20 protein-coding genes are annotated in these 20,768 nt (G+C 45.3%); 7 read left to right on the top strand and 13 right to left on the bottom strand.

The window, feature by feature from the left end:
- Positions 1-39: 39 nt before the first annotated feature.
- The 4 genes from BMX95_RS04120 to BMX95_RS04105 all read right to left on the bottom strand — a co-directional run bounded on the left by BMX95_RS04120 (position 40) and on the right by BMX95_RS04105 (position 5,027).
- A complete protein-coding gene (locus BMX95_RS04120; protein WP_081198694.1) occupies positions 40-1,257 on the bottom strand; it encodes a DegT/DnrJ/EryC1/StrS family aminotransferase in 1,218 nt (405 codons plus the stop codon).
- A 208-nt stretch (positions 1,258-1,465) separates the two neighbouring features.
- Positions 1,466-3,031, bottom strand: coding sequence for a glycoside hydrolase family 10-like protein (locus BMX95_RS04115; protein WP_081198695.1), 1,566 nt, complete (start codon positions 3,029-3,031; stop codon positions 1,466-1,468).
- Positions 3,032-3,068: 37 nt separating this feature from the next.
- Complete coding sequence (locus BMX95_RS04110) at positions 3,069-3,533, bottom strand: MarR family winged helix-turn-helix transcriptional regulator (protein WP_242673055.1); 465 nt, start codon at positions 3,531-3,533, stop codon at positions 3,069-3,071.
- 462 nt (positions 3,534-3,995) lie between these two features.
- On the bottom strand, positions 3,996-5,027 hold the full coding sequence (locus BMX95_RS04105; RefSeq protein WP_081198697.1) for a radical SAM/SPASM domain-containing protein: 1,032 nt from the start codon (positions 5,025-5,027) through the stop codon (positions 3,996-3,998).
- A 136-nt stretch (positions 5,028-5,163) separates the two neighbouring features.
- Between BMX95_RS04105 and BMX95_RS04100 the strand changes: the two genes are divergently transcribed.
- Complete coding sequence (locus BMX95_RS04100) at positions 5,164-5,937, top strand: glycoside hydrolase family 25 protein (protein ID WP_081198698.1); 774 nt, start codon at positions 5,164-5,166, stop codon at positions 5,935-5,937.
- A 43-nt stretch (positions 5,938-5,980) separates the two neighbouring features.
- Positions 5,981-6,217: a hypothetical protein gene (locus BMX95_RS04095; RefSeq protein ID WP_081198699.1), complete on the top strand. Its 237-nt coding sequence runs from the start codon at positions 5,981-5,983 to the stop codon at positions 6,215-6,217.
- A 103-nt stretch (positions 6,218-6,320) separates the two neighbouring features.
- Here the strand turns inward: BMX95_RS04095 and BMX95_RS04090 are convergent, their stop codons facing one another.
- The 9 genes from BMX95_RS04090 to BMX95_RS04050 form a co-directional block, all read right to left on the bottom strand.
- Positions 6,321-7,175: a DUF6089 family protein gene (locus BMX95_RS04090; RefSeq protein WP_081198700.1), complete on the bottom strand. Its 855-nt coding sequence runs from the start codon at positions 7,173-7,175 to the stop codon at positions 6,321-6,323.
- A gap of 91 nt (positions 7,176-7,266) precedes the next feature.
- Positions 7,267-8,175 (bottom strand): prohibitin family protein, encoded by a 909-nt coding sequence (locus tag BMX95_RS04085; protein ID WP_081198701.1) that lies wholly within the window; start codon positions 8,173-8,175, stop codon positions 7,267-7,269.
- 36 nt (positions 8,176-8,211) lie between these two features.
- Positions 8,212-8,637, bottom strand: a complete 426-nt coding sequence (locus tag BMX95_RS04080) for a YybH family protein (protein ID WP_081198702.1) — start codon at positions 8,635-8,637, stop codon at positions 8,212-8,214.
- Positions 8,638-8,734: 97 nt separating this feature from the next.
- Positions 8,735-9,607 carry a sugar phosphate isomerase/epimerase family protein gene (locus BMX95_RS04075; RefSeq protein WP_081198703.1) on the bottom strand — a complete coding sequence of 291 codons (873 nt, stop codon included), beginning with the start codon at positions 9,605-9,607 and terminating at the stop codon, positions 8,735-8,737.
- Positions 9,608-9,697: 90 nt separating this feature from the next.
- Positions 9,698-10,273 (bottom strand): gluconate 2-dehydrogenase subunit 3 family protein, encoded by a 576-nt coding sequence (locus tag BMX95_RS04070; protein WP_081198704.1) that lies wholly within the window; start codon positions 10,271-10,273, stop codon positions 9,698-9,700.
- 36 nt (positions 10,274-10,309) lie between these two features.
- Positions 10,310-12,025, bottom strand: a complete 1,716-nt coding sequence (locus tag BMX95_RS04065; RefSeq protein WP_081198705.1) for a GMC oxidoreductase — start codon at positions 12,023-12,025, stop codon at positions 10,310-10,312.
- A gap of 146 nt (positions 12,026-12,171) precedes the next feature.
- Positions 12,172-13,851 (bottom strand): GMC oxidoreductase, encoded by a 1,680-nt coding sequence (locus BMX95_RS04060; protein WP_081198706.1) that lies wholly within the window; start codon positions 13,849-13,851, stop codon positions 12,172-12,174.
- Between the two features lie 55 nt (positions 13,852-13,906).
- Complete coding sequence (locus BMX95_RS04055) at positions 13,907-14,797, bottom strand: hydroxypyruvate isomerase family protein (RefSeq protein WP_081198707.1); 891 nt, start codon at positions 14,795-14,797, stop codon at positions 13,907-13,909.
- Positions 14,798-14,902: 105 nt separating this feature from the next.
- Entirely contained in the window at positions 14,903-16,210 is a 1,308-nt protein-coding gene (locus tag BMX95_RS04050; RefSeq protein WP_081198708.1) for an MFS transporter, read from the bottom strand.
- A 174-nt stretch (positions 16,211-16,384) separates the two neighbouring features.
- Between BMX95_RS04050 and BMX95_RS04045 the strand changes: the two genes are divergently transcribed.
- From BMX95_RS04045 to BMX95_RS04025, 5 genes are all read left to right on the top strand, one after another.
- The gene (locus tag BMX95_RS04045) at positions 16,385-17,551 is read left to right on the top strand and encodes a Gfo/Idh/MocA family protein (RefSeq protein WP_081198709.1); all 1,167 of its coding nucleotides are present in this window, start codon (positions 16,385-16,387) and stop codon (positions 17,549-17,551) included.
- A 37-nt stretch (positions 17,552-17,588) separates the two neighbouring features.
- Positions 17,589-18,644 (top strand): sugar phosphate isomerase/epimerase family protein, encoded by a 1,056-nt coding sequence (locus BMX95_RS04040; RefSeq protein ID WP_081198710.1) that lies wholly within the window; start codon positions 17,589-17,591, stop codon positions 18,642-18,644.
- A gap of 53 nt (positions 18,645-18,697) precedes the next feature.
- Positions 18,698-19,090 carry a c-type cytochrome gene (locus BMX95_RS04035; RefSeq protein ID WP_081198711.1) on the top strand — a complete coding sequence of 131 codons (393 nt, stop codon included), beginning with the start codon at positions 18,698-18,700 and terminating at the stop codon, positions 19,088-19,090.
- Between the two features lie 90 nt (positions 19,091-19,180).
- Positions 19,181-19,909 carry a 3-keto-disaccharide hydrolase gene (locus BMX95_RS04030; protein WP_081198712.1) on the top strand — a complete coding sequence of 243 codons (729 nt, stop codon included), beginning with the start codon at positions 19,181-19,183 and terminating at the stop codon, positions 19,907-19,909.
- A 28-nt stretch (positions 19,910-19,937) separates the two neighbouring features.
- Positions 19,938-20,735, top strand: coding sequence for a 3-keto-disaccharide hydrolase (locus tag BMX95_RS04025; protein WP_081198713.1), 798 nt, complete (start codon positions 19,938-19,940; stop codon positions 20,733-20,735).
- Positions 20,736-20,768 lie beyond the last annotated feature (33 nt).

Here is a 20,768-nt window from a genome sequence, read left to right as displayed (position 1 = left end):
AACCACCTTCTAAACGCAGGCCCAATTTTAAAATTATTATCAGGCTGATATCTTTTGTGCAGCCAGTACTTTTTTAACTGCACTTACAATTTTCTCTCCTTTTTCTTTCATTTGTTGCTCTGTTGGCATCAATGAGATCTGGGTAGTGATACCACGGCTCATTACCGCATCACTGGCCGAAAAATCTTTATTGGCCTGGGCCATAATAGCTGCCTTGTACTCAGGATGCAGGGCATTGAGGGTAACGCCTTTTTTCAGGTGCTCCCATTTGCGGATATAATGCCAGTTGTGATCGAACCAGTAGAAATTACCGCCCCAGATATTCTGGGCTTTCATTTCTGCTACTACAGCCTGGGTAAGTTCTGTTGTTGGCAGGAACCAGCTCAGGAAGGTGCAGCTGTCGCCGGCTTCATCGGGCAGGCGGCGGAAGCTGATCTCCGGCACCTGGGCCAGTACAGCTTTCAATTGGGCATGGCCCGCGCGTTGTTTGGCCACAAACTCATCCAAGCGGTTAAATTGCGCCAACCCAACTGCAGCATGCAGTTCTGAAATGCGGAAATTATAACCCAGGAAGGGATGCAGATCGGCACCGCGGTCAACCCCTTTGTGGTCGTGACCATGATCACTGAATCCATCGCTGCCGATGTAAATATCTTCCCGGTTGGTTACAATAGCACCGCCTTCGCCGCAGGTTACTGTTTTTACAAAGTCGAATGAGAAGGTACCGGCATCGCCGATGGTTCCCAGGTATTTTCCTTTATAAGTAGCGCCAAAGCTTTGGCAGGCGTCTTCCAATAACAACAGGTTGTGCTCTTTACAAATCTGTCTCAGGGCATCCATATCGGCCGCAGCACCGCACATATGCACTGGCATTACACACTTTGTTTTGGGTGTAATGGCTTTGCGAACGGCATCGGGGTTCATGGTAAGGGTATCATCCACATCAACCAGCACGGGAACAGCGCCCACACTGATGATACACTCAAAACTGGCAACAAACGTAAAGGTGGGCATAATCACTTCATCGCCATACCCAATTCCCAATGCACTCATAACTGTGGTAAGGGCGGTAGTACCGCTGGATACGAGGTGTGTATACTGACAACCAAATTTTTTGTTGATAGCGGCTTCCAGTTCCTTTGCTTTCCAGATCCCTTTACGGGCACCATCAAAACCAAATCGCATCAGGATACCGGTTTCCATTACATCGTTTACATGTTTGCGTTCATCGGCGCCAAAAAGTTCAAAGCCAGGCATATTGAATTTTGTTTAATGTTATAGTTTATTGTGGTGAGGGCAAAGGTAGAGATTTAGGGGGAATCTGGTGGTCCAGTTTGTTTAAAATGGATCATCCAGTTGATAGCTTGTTCCTGGTGTCCGCACCTCCTATTTCGCTCAGAATCAGCCAATAAAAAAGGCCCCTTTTAAAAAGGAGCCTCAAAATAATGTTTCAACAACTGGTCAACTACTTAGTCGCCATATTCGATTCCTTACTCAACGTCCAACCTAACCTGTCTACCTTCACCGCTTCCAGCTTTATGGGCCAGTTGGGATAAGGCTTGCTCTCATTATTCTCATCATCGAGGGAGGTGACGTAGAACCGTACAAACTTCTTATCGTTACGAAGGGGTGCGTAAAAGATGCAGCTATCGGCTGTATCGAACCGGCAACCTATCAATTGTGAATTATAGAAATTGTTGTTATTGAATTCTTCGTTGTAGCAGGCATAGAGCCGGTAGCATTTGATCTTCTTTTTTTCTGAAGCTGTTTTTACCACTTCTATCCGAAGCGTGGTATCAACCGGTTTTATCGACAACACTTCGGGGTTCGCAGGTCTTACCGAATCGATCCACGGCATGGGTGGTATCATGGCCGGTTCCTTATAATAATTATAGCGCAGGCTGTCGTTCCACCCCAATGGATTTCTTACAAATGACTGCGTGCTGAAGTAAATGGCCCCCTGGATTTCAGGGTATTTGCGCATTGCTGCTATCTGGCGGGGAAGCTGGGTCTTATCGCGCCAGGCGGCGTTGGTGCCGGCTTTAAAAATGCCCAGTCCAATGTAGCAATGGCGACCGTAGGAGTGTTTAGCCCACCAGTCGAGCAGTACTGCATAATCTGCGCGGGGGTGTCCAAATTCAAAATACAACTGGGGAGCTACGTAATCTATCCAGCCGCTCTTCAACCAAAGCAGGATGTCGGCATACAGATCGCCATAATTGGTCAATGCAGCTGTGGCGCTGCCTTCGGGGTCCTGGCTGCGGTTTTTCCAGATGGCAAAAGGCGAAATCCCAAAGCGGCAGAGCCGGTTCTCTTCTTTTATTGCTATGCTCAGTTTTTGGATAATGGAATCGGTATTGCTGCGGCGCCAGTCGCCGAGGCTTAAACCGTTGCCATACTTCTTATAACTTTCACTATCCGGAAACTCTTTGTCTTCGGGATAGGGGTAAAAATAATCATCGAAGTGAATAGCGTCTATATCGTAGCGGCTTACAATATCGCGGATCACATTTACCACATATTGCTGCGCTTCTTTATTGCCGGGATCGAAGTACCGGGTGCCGGCATAACTCAAAAACCACTCGGGGTGCATCTTAGTTATGTGGTTGGGTGACACCGATGATTTTCCAATGGCAAACTCAGCCCGGTATGGGTTACACCAGGCGTGAAATTCCATACCCCGTTTATGGGCTTCTTCAATCATGAAAGCAAGGGGATCGTAATAAGGCGCAGGCGCCTTCCCCTGTTTGCCGGTAAGCCATTGGCTCCAGGGCTCATACTGTGACGGGTAAAAAGCATCCGCACAGGGTCGCACCTGCACAATAACGGCGTTCAGGCCATTGCGCTTATGCATTTCAAGCAGATTGATATACTCTGCTTTCTGACTCTCTGTGTTATAATTACCTCTTGTTGGCCAGTCAATGTTCTCTACTGTAGCTATCCACGCCGCCCTGAACTCATACTTGGGTTGCGCTACTACATAAGATACCAACAAACAGACCCCCGCCATCAGGCTTAAAGCTTTTTTCATGTTCGGATTAAAAGATTAACGGATGTTGTAAAGTACACTATTCTGAGCTTCTAATTTTATCGAGTAAATGATTTAACATTTTTGCATCTTCTTCGGTAAGGTTGCCGAGCATGGCATCCATTTGCTCGTTGTAACTGTCCAGTTTATCCAGTAATTGCAACCCAATGTCGGTGATGGTAACATCTACCAGGCGACGGTCGGTTTTGCAGATTACTTTCTGAACCAGTTCTTTTTTTACCAGCCTGTCTACAATACGGCTGGTATCGCTCATTTTGTCCAACATCCGCTGGCGGATCTGTAAGGTAGATAAAGGCTTTCCGGCGCCCCGTAAAATGCGCAGGATATTATACTGTTGTGAGGTAATGTCGCCTTTATCAAAAAACTGTTTGGTCTTTTCTGTGATCCAGTTGTAAGTAAAAATAAGGTTGACCACTGTTTTGTGATACTCGTTCCGGAATTTCGACTGTTGAATGTCTTTTTCAATACTCATGGCGCTGCTCAAGACTTTATGATTTAATTAGTGAATCAAACAGGAATCACCCGGCTTGGGCCGATCGTTGGTTGCTATCATAAGATAATTGGTAAATGCAATGTCATTATCGGTTACATACCGGATTGATGACGGTTTGTTTTCTTGATGTATTTTTTTGCAACCGGCTACAAACAGATGCAGACAAGAACATCCTAGTTACAGATTTAAACTTGTTCTGCGGTCAGGCATGGGGAGGATGAGGTTCGCTTTTCCGGTTCCGGATTTTAGCGTTTAGCTCCGGGCTGTTAGGGGTTTGGGTCAGGTTACTGTTTGACCTTATGTATAGTGCTGCTAAACCTATTCTGTTTTTCGAAATTACATTATTTTGTTCTCCATTCAGTACTTATTCCATCTTTATTCCTCAATTTTCATAGCACCCGATAAGGATAGATATATATTTATTCTGTACGCTATAACCGTATCAGGTTATTATCAATCGCCCCAGACTTTTGTACCCTCACTGCAATTGGCACAGATATCAATATTTTTTCTGCTCATCAATACCTGCTCCCGAAATCGCTTATACTTGTCATTATGCCATACCTCTTTAAAGCTCTTCCCCTTCAGGTCTCCCAGGGGGTGTTGGGCATCTTTATCAAAGCAACAGGGTACAACCAAACCATCCCAGCTTATCACTGTTGCATGCCATAAACGCCAGCAATGGTTGTTCAGAGCATTCTTAAATTCCATTTGCCCCTGCTGGTTTTTACGGTACCTGCTGTATTTTTCAATGGTAGGGATCAATTTATTGGGGTCTTGCTCATAGTCATATACCTGCGCCGTTTTAAACCTCACTTCATCAACACCTATTTCTTTGGCCAGTCGCTTTACATCTTCTATCTGATGCTCATTTGGTTTTACCACCAGGAACTGGAAAAACACAAACGGCGTTTTGCTTTTTAATTCCTTTTTCCACTTTACAATGTTGCGGGCTCCCTCCAGTACTTTATTCAGTTTTCCACCCACCCGGTATTGTTGGTATACATCCTGGGTAGTGCCATCGATGGATATGATCAGCCTGTCTAATCCGCTTTCTACCGTTTTACGCGCATTTTCATCGGTAAGGTAATGCGCATTGGTAGAGGTGGCCGTATAAATACCCTTTCCGGCTGCATATTTTACCATATCCAGGAATGCCGGGTTGAGGTACGGTTCCCCCTGAAAATAAAAAACCAAATACAGCAACTCCTTTGATATCTGGTCAATGGTTTGCCGAAAAAAATCCTTTTGTAACATCCCCGTCGGACGGGTAAATGCCCGTAAGCCGCTGGGGCATTCCGGGCAACGCAGGTTGCAGGATGTGGTAGGTTCGAACGAAATAGAGATCGGGTATCCCCACTGTACTGGTTTGCCGGTTATTTTACTAAGATAATAACTACTTAGTACCTTACCAGCATTCCATGCCCGGCGGGGTGTTAACCTCGTTAATAAGTTGAAACTATCGTGCCAGTTAATTGCGGGCATAGAAGTGTAAAATTAGGGTTCGCCGGCTTAAAGACAATGTTTTATGTACCTCAACGTTTAAAAGAGTTAAATTTTTCCACTTCAACAGATTATATCATCGCTTTGTTTAGGCGCTCTAATATATTTGTGAACCCTTATGGCAAAAAATAAAAAGGCAGCCATTTACTGGAGAATTGCACTTGGCCTGATCGTAGCTGCTACTGTAGTTATGCTGCTGTTTCGTGTATATGAATGGTGGCAGGAGCGTAGGGCACATTTTGCCCGGTATGAGGCATTTGGCATAGAAGTTCCCACCCGCTATACAATTCATGGCATTGACGTTTCACGCTACCAGGAAACTATTGACTGGGAAAGCGTTAAAGCAATGAATGTAGAAGGTTTAAAGCTTGGTTTCACTTTTATTAAGGCCACTGAAGGGTTGGTTAACGAAGACCGCTATTATAAACGTAACTGGAAACGGGCTAAAGAAGCGGGTATGGCCCGCGGTGCCTATCACTTTTTTATTGCTACTAAAAACGGCAAAGCCCAGGCTGAACATTTTATTAAAACGGTTGAACTAAGCCCCGGCGATATGCCACCTGTTTTAGATGTGGAAGCCACCTATGGAGTTCCCTATAAAAAGGTACGGGAACGGGTGAAGGAATGGCTGATTACTATTGAAAACTACTACGGGGTAAGACCCATTATATACGCGAATGTTGATTTTTACCAACAAGTGCTGAAAGACGAATTTGATGAATACCCATTATGGGTAGCCCATTACCTGCAAAAAGAAAAACCCCGGATTTACCGCAACTGGCATTTTTGGCAATACAGTGAACAGGGGCATGTAAATGGTATTTTCTGCCGGGTCGATTTCAACGCCTTCAGCGGCGACTCTGCCGAGTTTAAAAATTTGCTGATCAATTAAGTGCCGTATTTGTGCGATTTTGCAGCTGAAAAAAGCTTTACGTATGGGTTTAATGGAAGATGATGTAAAGGACTTTCTGAAGCGGATCGTTTGGACGGTTTCTTCAGGATTTTTATGGCTTACCGTTACTCTGGGTATTGGCGCCTACAATGGCCTGTTGGTTCCCGAACACGGTCTCAGAATCAGCAATATCATCTTTTACATTTGGGGGGTAGGCAGCCTGTCCGCACTGATCTATTTATATATCCGCATCTGGAGTAAAAAGTTCCCCCATGGTTGATGCCCCTCCTACGCCAAGGCTTCGGGGCGACGAAGGCAGCGGGCAGAAAGAAAAAAGGCTTCCCTTGCGAGGAAGCCCAAATCGTTATATCAGAATCCGGTAATTAGAAATGTGTAGCCGGACAGCCAACTTTTTTATCGCGGTTATAGGCAGGTAAACCGGCTATGCGTTTGTACTGATCAATAAACGAACGCACGGTAACGGTTAATGCCATATAATAATAACCGTCTTTCACATTTGAACCACCACGGGTTGTTTTTGCTGCAGGGTAACCACCGGCACCAACTTCATCGCCCCGGTATGCCAGGTCAACAGCAGTTTGGCCTTTGGCTGCCAACAAGGCGCCCTGATCGGCATATGTAGTGCTTACATCATCCACATAATCAGTGAAAAGTTTACGGTAACCAAGCTCCAGTCCAACCCTTATGTCTTCACTGATAGCATACGTAGCGCCGATACCCAGCGGTATGTTGAACTGGGTGAGTTTGTATTCTTTTTTTCCGGGTTCAATGCCCTGACCTTCAGTACTTAATGGTTGTAAAAAGGTTTTGGCGCCATCTTCAGTTTTAGTGAATGGGTTGAAATGGTACAATCCAATACCGGCAAAAATGTAAGGCGTCCACCAGGAGTTATTCAGGCTTAAAATGTTGTATTGAGCGCCTAACTCAATGTCCCACAGTTTGGTTTGAAAGTTCAGGTTGCGCGCCTTCATAGCGGTAGTACCTTTTTTATCATCACCCTGCAGAGAGGTTAGTGTGAAATAGGTACGGGCGGTAAAATGTTCCGACAGGTCGTACATGGCGCCCAGTGAACCCATAAACTTGGCCTGGTTAAAAGTAATGCTCTTTGCCTGCAAATCGCCCTGGTAATTCGCTATACCCAAACGGGCCGCAAAATGAAAGTTTTGGGCAGCCGCGGCCAGGGGTAAGCAACATAATAACGTGGTAATGACTCTCATTAGATATTCAATTAGGATATAATTCGTTCACACTCACAAATCTACGGTATGGTTGACACCCTTAAACGGTTTGATAGTGAATTTATTACACCTACTGTTTCCCATCCAGAATAACCGGCGTATTGCCCCTGCCGATAATCACCATTTTAGAATTGCTTGAACCGGCCAGTTCTTTCATGGCCTTTATTTGCTCGTATTGCAATTGCCGGTCGGTAAGACTTTCATTAATTATGCGCTGATAGTCTGAAATACCTTGCGCCTCTACCCGCTTGCGTTCTGCCTCCTGCCGTTCTTTTTGTAACACGAACTGCATTTTCTGGGCGTCCTGTTCGGCAGTGATCTTTTGCTCGATGGCTGTTTTTACCATAATCGGTAACGTTATATTCCGGATGAGTATTTGCTCCAGCAATAAGCCACGCCGTTTAAAATCACCTTCTATGGTTTTAAAAATGCGGTTTTGAAATTCATCGCGTTTGGTAGAATACAAGGCCACTGCATCATAATATACTGCGTTGTCACGGATCTTGGTACGGGTTACGGGCCTTACAATTTTATTGGTATAGTCCAAACCTGTTTCCCGCACAATGCTGGGAGCATCGGAGGGTAATACTTTATATAGCACAGTTAGGTCAATCACCACTTCCAGTCCATCGGAGGTAAGTACACGAATGGCATCATCCCCTGTTTTGGCGCCTTCATCATGCACACCGCTCATGGTGTAATTCTGGGTCTTAGTGTCCATTTTCTCTACATCGAGCAGGGGATTGATAAAGTGGAGGCCGCTATGCAGTACATCATTCTGCACCTTTCCGAATAATTTCTTTACGCCGATTTCACCGGCATCAATTTGAATGATACACGATGTAAAAATGCCAATTAAAACAAGGATGCCGCCCATTATGCGAACGGGTGAAGCAAAACGCCTGAAGTTACTGTCGTTGCTGCGGGTTATTGCCAGGCTTAGCAGAATAATGATAACCCCAATAATTAAAAGAGCCATACATTAAGGTTTGAAGTTGGTTGCCGCGTTGTGGAGTTAACTACTATGGTCAGCTACAATTACCCAGGTACCATTCACCTTCCGGAAGAGTAAGTTATAGTGGCCGCCCACATCGCCTATTTTCCTTATCAAATGCCATTTGCCTACTACAAAATAGTATTCAGGCGACAGGCGCTGTACTTTGATCAGGTCAAACGACAGGGTTCCCATAGCGTCGGCACTGTTGTAATTCTTTTTATAATTCATTAGTGTGTTCTGGTAGCCATATGTTACACCGCTCTTACCAATAAACATCAGGGAATCGTTGTTCCAGTAACCTTTCATAAAATCTTCTATATTCCCTTTATTCCAGGCAACGGTTTGGTCGCTTAGCACTTTGCGTATGGTTTGCTCATCTTTATCCTGCGCCAAGGCATGTTGTACAATAAAAAAGGAGAGAATGAATAATGGTAAACTTCTCATAATATGTAGTTGTTTTTTAAAGATACAGCTTAAAAAGAAAAGCCCGGAAGAACCGAAATTCTCCCGGGCTTTCGCTTAAAACAGGTAATGTTATATACTACATCTTAAATTTCTTCATGTATGCCGCATCTACCTCAGCGCTTTTCAGTGGTGTGCTGTTATCCCAATGTTCCTGTTCAACGATATAGTATTCCAACCCTTTTGTTGAACCGGCTTTCAGGATCTTTTTGAAATCGATAATGCCGGATCCCAGATCAGCAGAGGCATCGTGTTCTTTGGGATCAACGCCTTTCTTCCGGTCTTTCACATGACACAGTTTAAAACGGCCGGGGTATTTATTCAACCAGGCAATTGGGTCGGCACCGGCTGTAACTACCCAGTAAATATCCATTTCATAATCAACGGTATCTTTATTGGTGCCCTGCATCATAATATCCTGTGGCATTTGGCCATCTATTTCGGTAAAGCTATAACCATGGTTGTGGTAAGCAAAACGCAATCCGTTCTTTTTACAGATGTCACCGCAGGCATTGAATTTTTCGGCTGCTCTTTTAAAATCATCGATCGTTTTTGGGCCACCCAAACTTGGGCAGATCAAATACTTCATGCCAATTTCACCAGCCTGTGCCGCCTTGGTTTCAAAATCCTTGTTGATATCGCAATGGGTTGAAACAAAGGTGAGTCCTATTTCATCCATGTACTTTTTAAATTCTTTATTGGTCATGCCCCAGAAAATACCCTGCTTACCTTCAAAGCCTTCTATTTGTTTATAACCATACCCCGCTAACTGTTTTAAAACCGCTTTGGGGTCTTTTGACAAATCGTCGCGCACCGACCACAACTGTAAACCAAAATTCTTTATCGAGGCATTGGATCCAAATTCATCTCCCATGGAGAAAGCTGATCTTGAAATAAGTAATCCTGACGCCAATGTTCCGGTTGCTTTGAGAAAACTTCTTCTGTTGTACATATGGTTGGTTGATATTTTTAAATTCAAATACTGAATGAAGAAGTGTGTTCACTTCAACATTCAGTATTCGTTTTTCAACATGTAATATTGTTACAGTGCCCAGGCTTTGTCGCCTTTTTTATAAGGAATGCAGGCTTCAAAACGGCCTGGAACCGGCACATATCTCAAGGCTTTGGTAGCGCCTGGTTCAGAGGTAAAGTATCCCAACAGGGTAAGCTGTTTCATCAGCGTAAAGTAATGTTGCGGATCTTCCTTCTTTTTATCCTTTGCGTAGGCTTTTTGTTCTTTATCCAGTTCGTTCAACAATTCTTTGCGTTGTTCGGGTGTAATTTTCATAAACCCGTTACCGCTGAATTTTTTCTTGCTGGCTTCATTCAGTTTATTCATTCCCTCCAGGAACACTTTCTGATCACTCTCTTTATAGCAGTCCTTTACCATAACGCCCATGAATGCGCCTACTTTGGCGTCTTTGGCGCCTGGCGTATCGGTAGCAGGTATAATTGTTTCTGCTATTTCATCCAGGTAAGCAAGGTCGTCGGCAGTAAACTCAACTGATTGTCCGATCTTTTTATCAGCGCTGGTGCAACCGGCCAGAAAAAGTTCACCTCCTATCACGGTTCCTCCCAATAACAAGGCAACACGGGATAAAGCGTCTCTTCTGTTCATAATTATTAGTTTGAAGTATGAATCAATTCAGGATTTTTAAATATTACCTTTTTTCAGTTCACTCACTGCATGCTCTGCTGCCCGTGCAGTAAGCGCCATGTACGTTAATGATGGGTTTTGGCAGGCTGATGAAGCCATACAAGCCCCGTCTGTTATATACACATTCTGTACATCGTGCATTTGGTTATTGCCATTTAGTACCGATGTTTTGGGATCTCTTCCCATACGGGCTGTTCCCATTTCATGGATACAAAAACCAGGCGCGGGATCATTGTCGAATGTTTTCACATTTTTCAGTCCTGCTTTTTCCAATATTTCAACAGCACTTTCCGCCATATCCTTCCGCATGATCTTTTCGTTCTCCTTGAATTCACAATCGATATCGAGCGTTGGCAATCCCCATTTGTCTTTCTTTTCCTTATTTAAAGTCACTTTGTTCTCGTAGTAAGGGAGGTGCTCGCCCCAGGCGCCCAACTGCATCATCCAGTTGCCGGGTTCGGTCAGCTTTTCTTTCAACTCAATGCCTATACCTTCTGCACTGTCAACCCGGTCGCGACGGGCGCCACCCTGGTAACCAAAACCGCGTACGTAATCGGTGCGTTTTGAGTTGTCATCTATGTTCCTGAACCGGGGCACATAAATGCCATTCGGTCTTCTGCCATAGAAATACTGATCTTCAAATCCTTCGTATTCACCACGGGCGCCAATTCCATAATGGTGGTCCATCAGGTTATGGCCTACCTGCTCACTGCTGTTGCCAAATCCGTTGGGAAATACATCCGATACGGAGTTTAACAGAATGTGCGCCGTGCCCAGAGTAGAGGCATTCAGGAAAACCACTTTTGCATAGTACTCTTCGGTTTTCATGGTCTCTGAATCCAGGATGCGAACACCGGTAGCACGCTTTTTATCTTTATCGTACAACACATCCAGCACTATCGAAAACGGCCTCAGCGTTAAATTACCTGTTGCGGTTGCTGCCGGCAGGGTAGCTGAATTACTGCTGAAATAGCCACCAAACGGACAACCCTGGTGACATTTATTCCGGTACTGACATGGACCACGGCTACCAATTTGTTTGGTGTGGTTGGCTGAACGGCCTATGATCATGGTACGGTCCTTAAAGCTTTCTTTTATTCGGGCCGCCACGTGTTTTTCCAGGCAGTTCATTTCCATGGCCGGCAAAAACTCCCCATCGGGTAGTTGTGGCAGGCCATCGCGGTTTCCATTTATACCGGCGAACTTCTCCACATAGCTGTACCAATTGGCTACATCTTTATAGCGAATGGGCCAGTCAACGCCGTGGCCATCTTTGGCATTGGCGCCAAAGTCCAAATCGCTCCAGCGATAGCTTTGACGGCCCCACATCAGCGAGCGGCCACCTACATGGTTACCACGTACCCAATCGAAGCGTTTTACCTGGGTGTATGGATTCTCCAGATCGTTTACAAAGAACTTTTTTGAAACCTCATCAAATGCATAACATTTGCTTTGAATGGGGCTGTTGTGTTTATCTTCTGCCGTTAACTTATTACGGTGGGTCAGATCCCAGATGTCCTTTTCAGTTCCGGCGTAATCTTTAATGTGTTCTACGTTTTTGCCGCGTTCCAGTACCAGGGTCTTCAGTCCCTTTTCGCATAACTCTTTGGCGGCCCAGCCTCCACTTATTCCCGATCCTACTACTATAGCATCATAGGTATTTTGTGCGGTTGCTTTTGTGTTTAGGTGTACGTTTAGAGAATCTCCAGGCATGATTACAATTTGAAAATGTGAAAATTCGAAAATAATGGCTACCTCCTTAGATGGTTTTCATCAATTAAAGGTGGCAATGGCACAATTTAAATCAAATTAAATGTCTTTTTGCCATTTTCACATTTCCAAATTTTCAAACCAGTGCGCTAAATATTTCCTTTCTTCAATTCACCAACTGCATGGTCTACCGCACGGGCGGTCAATGCCATATAGGTAAGCGAGGGGTTTACACAGGCGGCGGATGTCATACAGGCGCCGTCGGTTACATAAACATTCGGTGCATCCCACACCTGGTTGTGCGCATTCAGCACAGAGGTTTTGGGATCTTTACCCATACGGGCCGTACCCATTTCATGTATGCCCATACCCATGAAATAATCGCTTTCAGATGGTTTTACATCTTTCAAACCGGCGGCTTCCAGCATCTCCATGGCATCGTTCTTCATATCGACACGCATCTTCTTTTCATTATCTTTTATCTCACAATTCATGGCCAGGACCGGCAAGCCCCATTTATCTTTTTTCGTTTTATCGAGCGAGATGGTGTTCTCATGGTAAGGCAGTATTTCACCGAAGGCGGTCATTCCCAGCGACCAGGGACCTGGCTCCGATAAGGCGTTTTTCAAGTCGGCGCCAATGCCCAGTTCAGCGATCTGACGGTTCCAACCCTGACGGCTGGCTCCACCCTGGTAACCGAAACTCCGAACATAATCTCTGGTATCGCTGCCTGTATTGCGGAAACGGGGTATGTAAAAACCTGTTGGCCGGCGACCGAAGTAATATTTGTCGTCATAGCCTTCAGCAATGCCTTCAGCACCTACGCGGAAGTGGTGGTCCATTACATTATGGCCTAATTCGCCGCTGCTGCTGCCTAAACCACCAGGCCAGATGTCGGTGGCAGAATTGAACAACACCCAGGTACTGTTAAAGGCTGAAGCGCACAGGAACACCACTTTCGATTTAAACTCGTAGGTTTTGTTATCCTGCGTATCCAACACTTCTACACCGGTTGCTTTCTTCGTGTCTTTATTGTACAGCACTTTTGTTGCAAGGGAGAAAGGACGCAGTGTTAAATTGCCGGTGGCCACTGCTGCCGGCAGCGTTGAAGACTGGGTGCTGAAATACCCACCGAACGGACAACCCAGCCAGCATTTATTGCGGTACTGGCAATTAGTTCTGCCCGGTAAAGGCTGGGTGATATTGGCCACGCGGCCTATAAATAAATGTCGTTCTCCTTTGTAATGTTGTTTCAGGCGGGCTGCTACGTCTTTTTCAACGCAGTTCAATTCCATTCCGGGTTGAAACTGTCCATCGGGTAAGTGTGGCAACCCCTCTTTACTACCACTGATACCGGCAAATTTCTCAACGTAATCGTACCAGGATGCGATGTCTTTATAACGGATCGGCCAGTCAACACCATGGCCATCTTTTGCATTGGCGCCAAAATCCAGATCGCTCCAGCGATAGCTCTGGCGTCCCCACATCAGTGAGCGACCACCCACATGATACCCCCGGTACCAGTCGAAACGTTTTGTTTCGGTATACGGACAATCTTTTTCGTTTGTCCAGTAGTTGAGGTTCATTTCATTCAGCGGGTAATCCCTGTCCAATACAGGATACTCCTTTGTCATTTCCGTGGTTTTGCCACCGCGATGTGGAAATTCCCAGGGAGCTTTGTTGGCGCTTTTATAATCTTTAATGTGCTCAATATTTTCGCCTCGTTCAAGCAACAAAACTTTTAATCCTTTTTGAGTTAATTCCTTTGCTGCCCAACCGCCTGCAATTCCCGACCCTACGACAATAGCATCATAAACATTATCTGGCATGGTTCAATCGTTTTTAATTATAAAGAAGACGTGAGAAATTTGAATCCGGTTTTATTTATACATCACAAATTCTGATTCCTTTTTCAAGTGAAACCAATTTTTCCTCATTGGCTTTTGGTGTTGGAATAAACTCCTGCGCTACATAACCTTTGAAACCGAGGTCAACGATGGCTTTCATGATGGCAGGATAATATAATTCCTGTGTTTCATCTATTTCGTTCCTTCCCGGAACACCACCGGTATGATAATGAGAAATGTATTGGTGATTGTCTTTGATAGTTCTAATTACATCACCTTCATCTATCTGCATGTGATAGATGTCGTATAACAATTTAAAGTTTTCTGACCCTACGCGTTTGCACAGTTCAACGCCCCAGGCAGTTTTGTCGCACTGGTAATCTTTGTGGTTTACCTTGCTGTTCAGCAGCTCCATTACAATCACCACCTTATTTTTTTCGGCCAGGCTCATGATCTGTTTCAGTCCTTCGGCACAGTTGTTCCAACCTGTTTCATCGTCTATACCCCGCCGACTGCCGCTAAAGCAAATGAGTTGTTTATAACCGGCTTTGGCAACAAGGGGGATCATTTCGGAATAGTTCTTTATCAGCTGTGGATGGAATTTTTTATCGTTCCAGCCATCAACCAGGTTCAGTTCGGCGCCATTACACATGGAAGAAAAGATGCCATGCTTTTGCAGGGTGGGCCAGTCTTTGGGTCCAACGAGGTCTATTGCACTAAAGCCTATTTTTTTAACTGCCACACACAGATCTTCCAGGGGAATGGACCCGTAGCACCAACGACAAACAGAGTGGTTGATATTTCCTTTCAAGGCGGTTGATTTAATTTCCTCGGGAGTGTTAAAAGACGTAAGCATGTTGGCCGTTCCCAGCGCAGCAGTGCCCGCTACCAGGTTCTTGATGGCAACTCTTCTCGATTGATTGGCCATTTTTTTAATAATTGTTAAGATTGAAATTTACAAATTGTTCCCACAAAAACGATTAAATGTAAAACCGTTAGCGTTAAAATATTACAAAAGGTTAAGATAGTACTATTATGCGCTAACAGGTGTTAACAATTGCGTCTTCCTTCTTCCTCGCATGTAAACCACCAATCCGGTAAATGCAAAAACCAGAACAATCGGTATTATTAAGGTCGTATCCAGAATTTGCGGACCGGCTGCTTTTTTAGCTTCGGCCAGGGCATTCGCCATGTCAGATCCGCCGGGGGCATCGGTATATGCTTTCAAATCTGCCCCCGCTGGTAATTTGTCACCCAGCAGTTTATCGTAATGGCTGCCCATGAGAATCATATAAATGGAAACGGCAAACATGCCGGCCCCACCCATAAAATTCAACCCTACGGCCCCGGTTTTGGGAAGATTTTCTGAAACAAAACCCAGCATGGTGGGCCAGAAGTAACACACCCCCATTCCAAAGATCAGTGCGCCGGCAAACACCATGTTCCCCGTTGTATGCCCCAGCAGGTATATTCCCAATGCGGCTAATGCGGAAGAGATCAGCAGTACGCCCTGTGGCGATAATTTATGCACCACGGGTTCTGCCAGTCCGCGGCCAACTACCATTACACCGGTCTCCAATGTGAGGATCAACAGCGGATTATCGGTAACATTTTTCAGCAGTACATCGATCCATTGACCGGTAAACAACTCCGTGATCGCGGTGCCAAACATGCAAATGATCATAAAAACGAAAAGCGGGTTCAGCAACGATCTGTACATGTCACCGGTTGATACGCCTGCCGCCACCCGTTCAGTAACCGGGAATTTCAGGCGAGACACCAGGTAACCATAAATTAATGTGGGGATCAACATCACAGCCACCTGTACCTTCCAGGGGTCCCAGCCGCCAATGGGGCCAACGCCTGCTTTATTATAAAAGAATACGATCAGCGTACCTATAAAAATGCCACCGGGAAACCAAAGATGGAAGTGATTTAGCTTAGTGGTTTTATTATCGGGATAGATAGCTGCCACCAGTGGATTACAGGCCGCCTCTACGGTGCCGTTAGCTATCCCTATCAATAATGTAGAAAGAAATAATGTCCAGTAACCGCTTGCAAATACGGTTAGCAAAATGCCCACCAGGTGAAACACACAGGCAAGCAGTAATAATTTTTTCATGCCAATGATATCAACGACCATACCGCCGATGATCACTGCCAATGGAAAACCCCAGAATGCAGTAGCTGCAATGGTTCCGAGTTGTGAGGCGCTGAGGTGAAAATTCTCACCCAGCTGATTTAAGATACCGGCACGGATGCCGAATGATAATGAGGTAACTAAAAGAGCTAAACAACTGGCCAAAAAAAGCTGGCCGCGATGAATCGTTGGTTGTTGCATGGCAAGAATCGTTTAGGTTTTTTATATGGTTGGTAATTGATAATTTTTAAACTTTATACCGAACCACCGTAACTTTATCGAACGCAATAGTAAATTCGTTAGATTCGAAAAGCATGTAAATGTAATTTTTTATTTTAAAACAAATCCTTTTTCACATTTTCTAATTTCTATTTCATGAACAGAAAATTAAGAATGGGAATGGTAGGTGGAGGCAAAGATGCCTTTATCGGCGCTGTTCACCGCATTGCTGCTAATATGGATGGCCTTATTGAGCTCGCCTGTGGCGCTCTAAGTGTAAATCCCGAAACAGCTATCGATTCTGGAAAAATGCTATTTCTGCCAGAAGACCGCATATATACCAATTATGAAGATATGATCAAGGCGGAAAGCAAATTACCAGCTGATAAGCGTATGGATTTTGTCACCATCGTAACACCCAACTTCGCACACTTTGCTCCTGCTATGATGGCGCTTGACCATGGCTTTCATGTGGTGATCGAAAAACCAATGACCTTTACACTCGATGAAGCTAAACAATTGCAAAAGAAAGTGCAGGAAACGGGTTTGCTGTTGTGCCTCACTCATACCTATTCGGGCTACCCGATGGTAAAACAGGCACGTGCCATGGTGCAGGAAAATGTATTGGGAAAGATCAGAAAAGTAATTGTTGAATATCCCCAAGGCTGGTTAAGCCGCCTCAGCGAACGGGAAGGCAATGCGCAGGCAGCCTGGAGAACCGATCCCAAAAAATCGGGCAAAGCCGGTGCAATGGGCGATATTGGTACGCACGCCGCTCACCTCACTGAATACATCACCGGTTTAAAGATCACACAACTGTGCGCTGATCTCAATATTATGGTAGAAGGCCGCCACCTCGATGATGATGGCAACGTATTATTGAAATTCGATAATGGTGCTGCCGGCGTTTTAATAGCTTCACAAATTGCAGCCGGTGAAGAGAATGCTTTGAAAATTCGGATATACGGCGAGTTGGGTGGTATTGAATGGGCGCAACAGGAACCCAATACCCTGCTGGTTAAATGGCTCGATCAACCTATGCAGGTACTGCGTGCCGGTGGTAATTATACCAATGTATTGTCTTCTTTTGCTACACATAATTGCCGCACCCCGGGTGGTCACCCCGAAGGGTACCTGGAAGCTTTCGGTAATATCTACCGCAACTTTACATTGACGTTATCTGCTCAAATTGACGGTGTTCAACCTACAAAAGAAATGCTTGACTTTCCCAGGGTAGACGAAGGTGTACGAGGCATGGCGTTTATCGACAATGTTGTAAAGAGCAGCACCAGCAAAGAAAAGTGGACACCATTTGAAGTGTAATACCTAATTCAAATCATTCATCTCAAAGCGCCATTTAATGAAAACGTTAAAAGGACCCGGATTATTCCTCGCCCAGTTCATGGGCGACAAACCGCCATTCAATTCGCTTAAATCAATATGCCAGTGGGCAAAAAGCCTGGGCTTTGTAGGCGTGCAAATACCTACCTGGGATAGCCGCTGTATAGACCTGCAAAAAGCCGCAGAAAGTAAAACCTATGCCGATGAGCTGAAAGGCCTCGTAAACGAATGCGGACTGGAGATCACAGAACTCTCCACCCATTTACAGGGACAACTAGTAGCGGTTCACCCCGCATACGATACCCTGTTCGATGGCTTTGCTCCGGAACAATATCGCAACAATCCCAAGGCCCGTACCGAATGGGCTGTTCAACAATTGCGTTATGCCGCCCAGGCTTCGCAAAATTTAGGGTTGAACGCGCACGCTACTTTCAGCGGCGCCCTGTTATGGCCAACCGTGTATCCCTGGCCACAACGCCCGGCCGGACTGGTAGAGACCGGCTTTAAAGAACTGGCCAATCGCTGGCTGCCCATCCTTAATCATTTTGATGAATACGGCGTTGATCTTTGTTATGAGATACATCCGGGCGAAGATCTGCACGACGGTATTTCGTATGAGCTATTCCTGCAACATACCAACAACCACCCGCGTGCCTGCCTGCTGTACGATCCTTCACACTTCGTATTGCAATGCCTCAACTACCTGGAATACATCGACAACTATCATGAGCGCATTCGCATGTTCCATGTAAAAGATGCCGAGTTTAACCCAACCGGTAAACAAGGTGTGTATGGCGGATACCAAAACTGGATCGACAGAGCCGGCCGCTTCCGCTCACTGGGCGATGGCCAGGTTGATTTTAAATCTATCTTCAGCAAGCTGGCTGCCTATGATTATGCGGGCTGGGCAGTACTGGAATGGGAGTGTTGCATCAAACATCCTGAAGATGGCGCCAGAGAAGGTGCACCCTTTATTAAAGACCATATCATCCGCGTTACAGAAAAAGCATTTGATGATTTTGCCGGTACAGGCAGCGATGAAAAATTTAACAGAGCCGTATTAGGTTTAAAATAATGTAATTTGCTAAACTATTAACTTGCATTTTCAGAACTTAAATTTTTGTTTCGATGAAGAAATTAGTTGTTTTTGCTGCTTTATGTACTGCTATGGTGGCTTGCGGTTCAGGAGACACCAATAAGGGCAAAGAGGATAAACCAGCTGAAAGCGCCAGCACACCAGCACCTGCTGCAACCGGCTCCAATGACAAAGGCCTGGATATGATCGCTGCACTGGATTGCACCACCTGTCACAAGATCAATGAAAAAAATATCGGCCCTGCATACACCGATGTAGCAAAAAAATATGAAGCCACCGATGCCAATATTGAAACCCTGGCTAATAAGGTGATCAAAGGCGGCTCTGGCAACTGGGGCACCGTACCCATGACACCGCACCCGGCTGTAAGTGTAGACAGTGCCAAGGAAATGGTTCGCTACATACTCTCTTTAAAAAATCAATAAGTTTTCATAGCCCCTGCTTCTCAAAAGCGGGGGTCTCTTTTTAATACCTGGCCTGTCTGTTTACGTGTACCATTTATTCTGATATAATACATGAAAAAGTTTATCATCGCCTTATTCCCTGTTGCCTTGCTGGCCTGCCATACCGCCAACAAGTCAACTGATGACTCCAAAGTTTCCAACACATCGAAGAAAAGTGACGGCTGGCAGTCACTCTTCAATGGAACCTCAAAAGAAAGCTGGCACGTTTATAATAGTAAATCAGATGGCGCTGCCTGGAAAGTGTTGAAAGATGGCGTTTTGTACCTTGACCCGGAAGCCAAGAAAAGCGGCGCCGGTGGTGGCGACCTGGTCACCAATGAAGAATTTGAAAACTTTGATCTGAAACTGGAATGGAAAATTGATTCGGCTGGCAACAGTGGCATCATTTTTCTTACCCAGGAAGATCCCAAATATGCCCAATCGTATTTAACAGGTCCCGAAATGCAGATCATTGACAACAATGGCCACCGCGATGCGAAGATCAATAAACACCGCGCTGGCGATCTGTACGATCTTATTGCCGGTGCGCCTGAAAATGTACATCCATTGGGCCAATGGAACCAGATAGAGATCATCATCAACAAAGGTCAGCTCGATCTGTTTCAAAACGGAGCCAAAGTGGTTACTACAACGATGTGGAACGACAACTGGAAACAACAGATCGCCAACAGCAAGTTCAAAAACTGGGCTGGTTTTGGCATGTTTCAGAAAGGCCGCATTGCCTTACAGGACCATGGCAATGGCGTAGCGTTCAGAAACATCCAGATCAAACGGTTATAATTCGCCTTTTCACTAAAATCACTAACATATGCGCACAACTTTTGCTTGTCTGATCATTGCCGGCGCTATTGCCGGTTGCCAGGGCGGAAATTCCGGCTCACAACAACCGGGAACCGACACTACTAAAACAGCAGATACCATGTCCAATGCAACTCCCGTTGAAATAATGGACAATGCCCTTACGGCCGATGAAAAAAATAGCGGCTGGCAATTATTATTCGATGGAAATTCGAAAAGCAATTTCCATGTCTTTAATAAGAAATCAGACGGTGCTGCCTGGCAGATTACTGATGGCTCAATACATTTGGACACTACCAGCAAAAAAGATGGTAAAATAACCGGTGGTGGCGACCTGGTTACCAATGATGAATACGACAATTTCGATTTGAAGCTCGACTGGAAGATCGCGCCGGGTGGCAACAGCGGTATCCTTTTTTATGTGCAGGAAGGATCTAAATTCGGGGAAACCTATCATACCGGTCCCGAAATGCAGGTGTTGGATAATGCAGCGCATCCTGATGCCAAGATCATAAAACACCGTGCCGGTGACCTGTACGATCTCATCACCAGCTCACCTGAAACAGTGAAGCCTGCCGGCGAATGGAACCATGCTGAGATCATCAGCAACAAAGGCGCCCTGGAGTTTCACCTGAACGGCACTAAAGTGCTTACCACCACCATGTGGGACGACGCCTGGAAGAAAATGATCGCCGCCAGCAAATTCAAACAATGGTCTGGCTTTGGTACTTTTAAAACCGGCCACATTGCCCTGCAAGACCACGGCAATTCAGTTTGGTACCGGAATATCAAGATCAAAAAATTATAAATGCTAGGCGTGTCACGGTTTGAAACCGTGACA

The sequence above is a fragment of the Niastella yeongjuensis genome, from assembly GCF_900110245.1.
Taxonomy (GTDB): Bacteria; Bacteroidota; Bacteroidia; order Chitinophagales; family Chitinophagaceae; genus Niastella; species Niastella yeongjuensis.
Note: the sequence above shows the minus strand (reverse complement) of the source record. Positions and strands in the feature narration are given on the sequence as shown.

Excerpts from the sequence above, each read along its gene's own strand:
- BMX95_RS04120 (WP_081198694.1), bottom strand. The coding sequence starts at position 1,257 with ATGCCTGGCTTTGAACTTTTTGGCGCCGATGAACGCAAACATGTAAAC.
- BMX95_RS04115 (WP_081198695.1), bottom strand. The coding sequence starts at position 3,031 with ATGAAAAAAGCTTTAAGCCTGATGGCGGGGGTCTGTTTGTTGGTATCT.
- BMX95_RS04105 (WP_081198697.1), bottom strand. The coding sequence starts at position 5,027 with ATGCCCGCAATTAACTGGCACGATAGTTTCAACTTATTAACGAGGTTA.
- BMX95_RS04100 (WP_081198698.1), top strand. The coding sequence starts at position 5,164 with ATGGCAAAAAATAAAAAGGCAGCCATTTACTGGAGAATTGCACTTGGC.
- BMX95_RS04095 (WP_081198699.1), top strand. The coding sequence starts at position 5,981 with ATGGGTTTAATGGAAGATGATGTAAAGGACTTTCTGAAGCGGATCGTT.
- BMX95_RS04090 (WP_081198700.1), bottom strand. The coding sequence starts at position 7,175 with ATGAGAGTCATTACCACGTTATTATGTTGCTTACCCCTGGCCGCGGCT.
- BMX95_RS04085 (WP_081198701.1), bottom strand. The coding sequence starts at position 8,175 with ATGGCTCTTTTAATTATTGGGGTTATCATTATTCTGCTAAGCCTGGCA.
- BMX95_RS04080 (WP_081198702.1), bottom strand. The coding sequence starts at position 8,637 with ATGAGAAGTTTACCATTATTCATTCTCTCCTTTTTTATTGTACAACAT.
- BMX95_RS04075 (WP_081198703.1), bottom strand. The coding sequence starts at position 9,607 with ATGTACAACAGAAGAAGTTTTCTCAAAGCAACCGGAACATTGGCGTCA.
- BMX95_RS04070 (WP_081198704.1), bottom strand. The coding sequence starts at position 10,273 with ATGAACAGAAGAGACGCTTTATCCCGTGTTGCCTTGTTATTGGGAGGA.
- BMX95_RS04065 (WP_081198705.1), bottom strand. The coding sequence starts at position 12,025 with ATGCCTGGAGATTCTCTAAACGTACACCTAAACACAAAAGCAACCGCA.
- BMX95_RS04060 (WP_081198706.1), bottom strand. The coding sequence starts at position 13,851 with ATGCCAGATAATGTTTATGATGCTATTGTCGTAGGGTCGGGAATTGCA.
- BMX95_RS04055 (WP_081198707.1), bottom strand. The coding sequence starts at position 14,797 with ATGGCCAATCAATCGAGAAGAGTTGCCATCAAGAACCTGGTAGCGGGC.
- BMX95_RS04050 (WP_081198708.1), bottom strand. The coding sequence starts at position 16,210 with ATGCAACAACCAACGATTCATCGCGGCCAGCTTTTTTTGGCCAGTTGT.
- BMX95_RS04045 (WP_081198709.1), top strand. The coding sequence starts at position 16,385 with ATGAACAGAAAATTAAGAATGGGAATGGTAGGTGGAGGCAAAGATGCC.
- BMX95_RS04040 (WP_081198710.1), top strand. The coding sequence starts at position 17,589 with ATGAAAACGTTAAAAGGACCCGGATTATTCCTCGCCCAGTTCATGGGC.
- BMX95_RS04035 (WP_081198711.1), top strand. The coding sequence starts at position 18,698 with ATGAAGAAATTAGTTGTTTTTGCTGCTTTATGTACTGCTATGGTGGCT.
- BMX95_RS04030 (WP_081198712.1), top strand. The coding sequence starts at position 19,181 with ATGAAAAAGTTTATCATCGCCTTATTCCCTGTTGCCTTGCTGGCCTGC.
- BMX95_RS04025 (WP_081198713.1), top strand. The coding sequence starts at position 19,938 with ATGCGCACAACTTTTGCTTGTCTGATCATTGCCGGCGCTATTGCCGGT.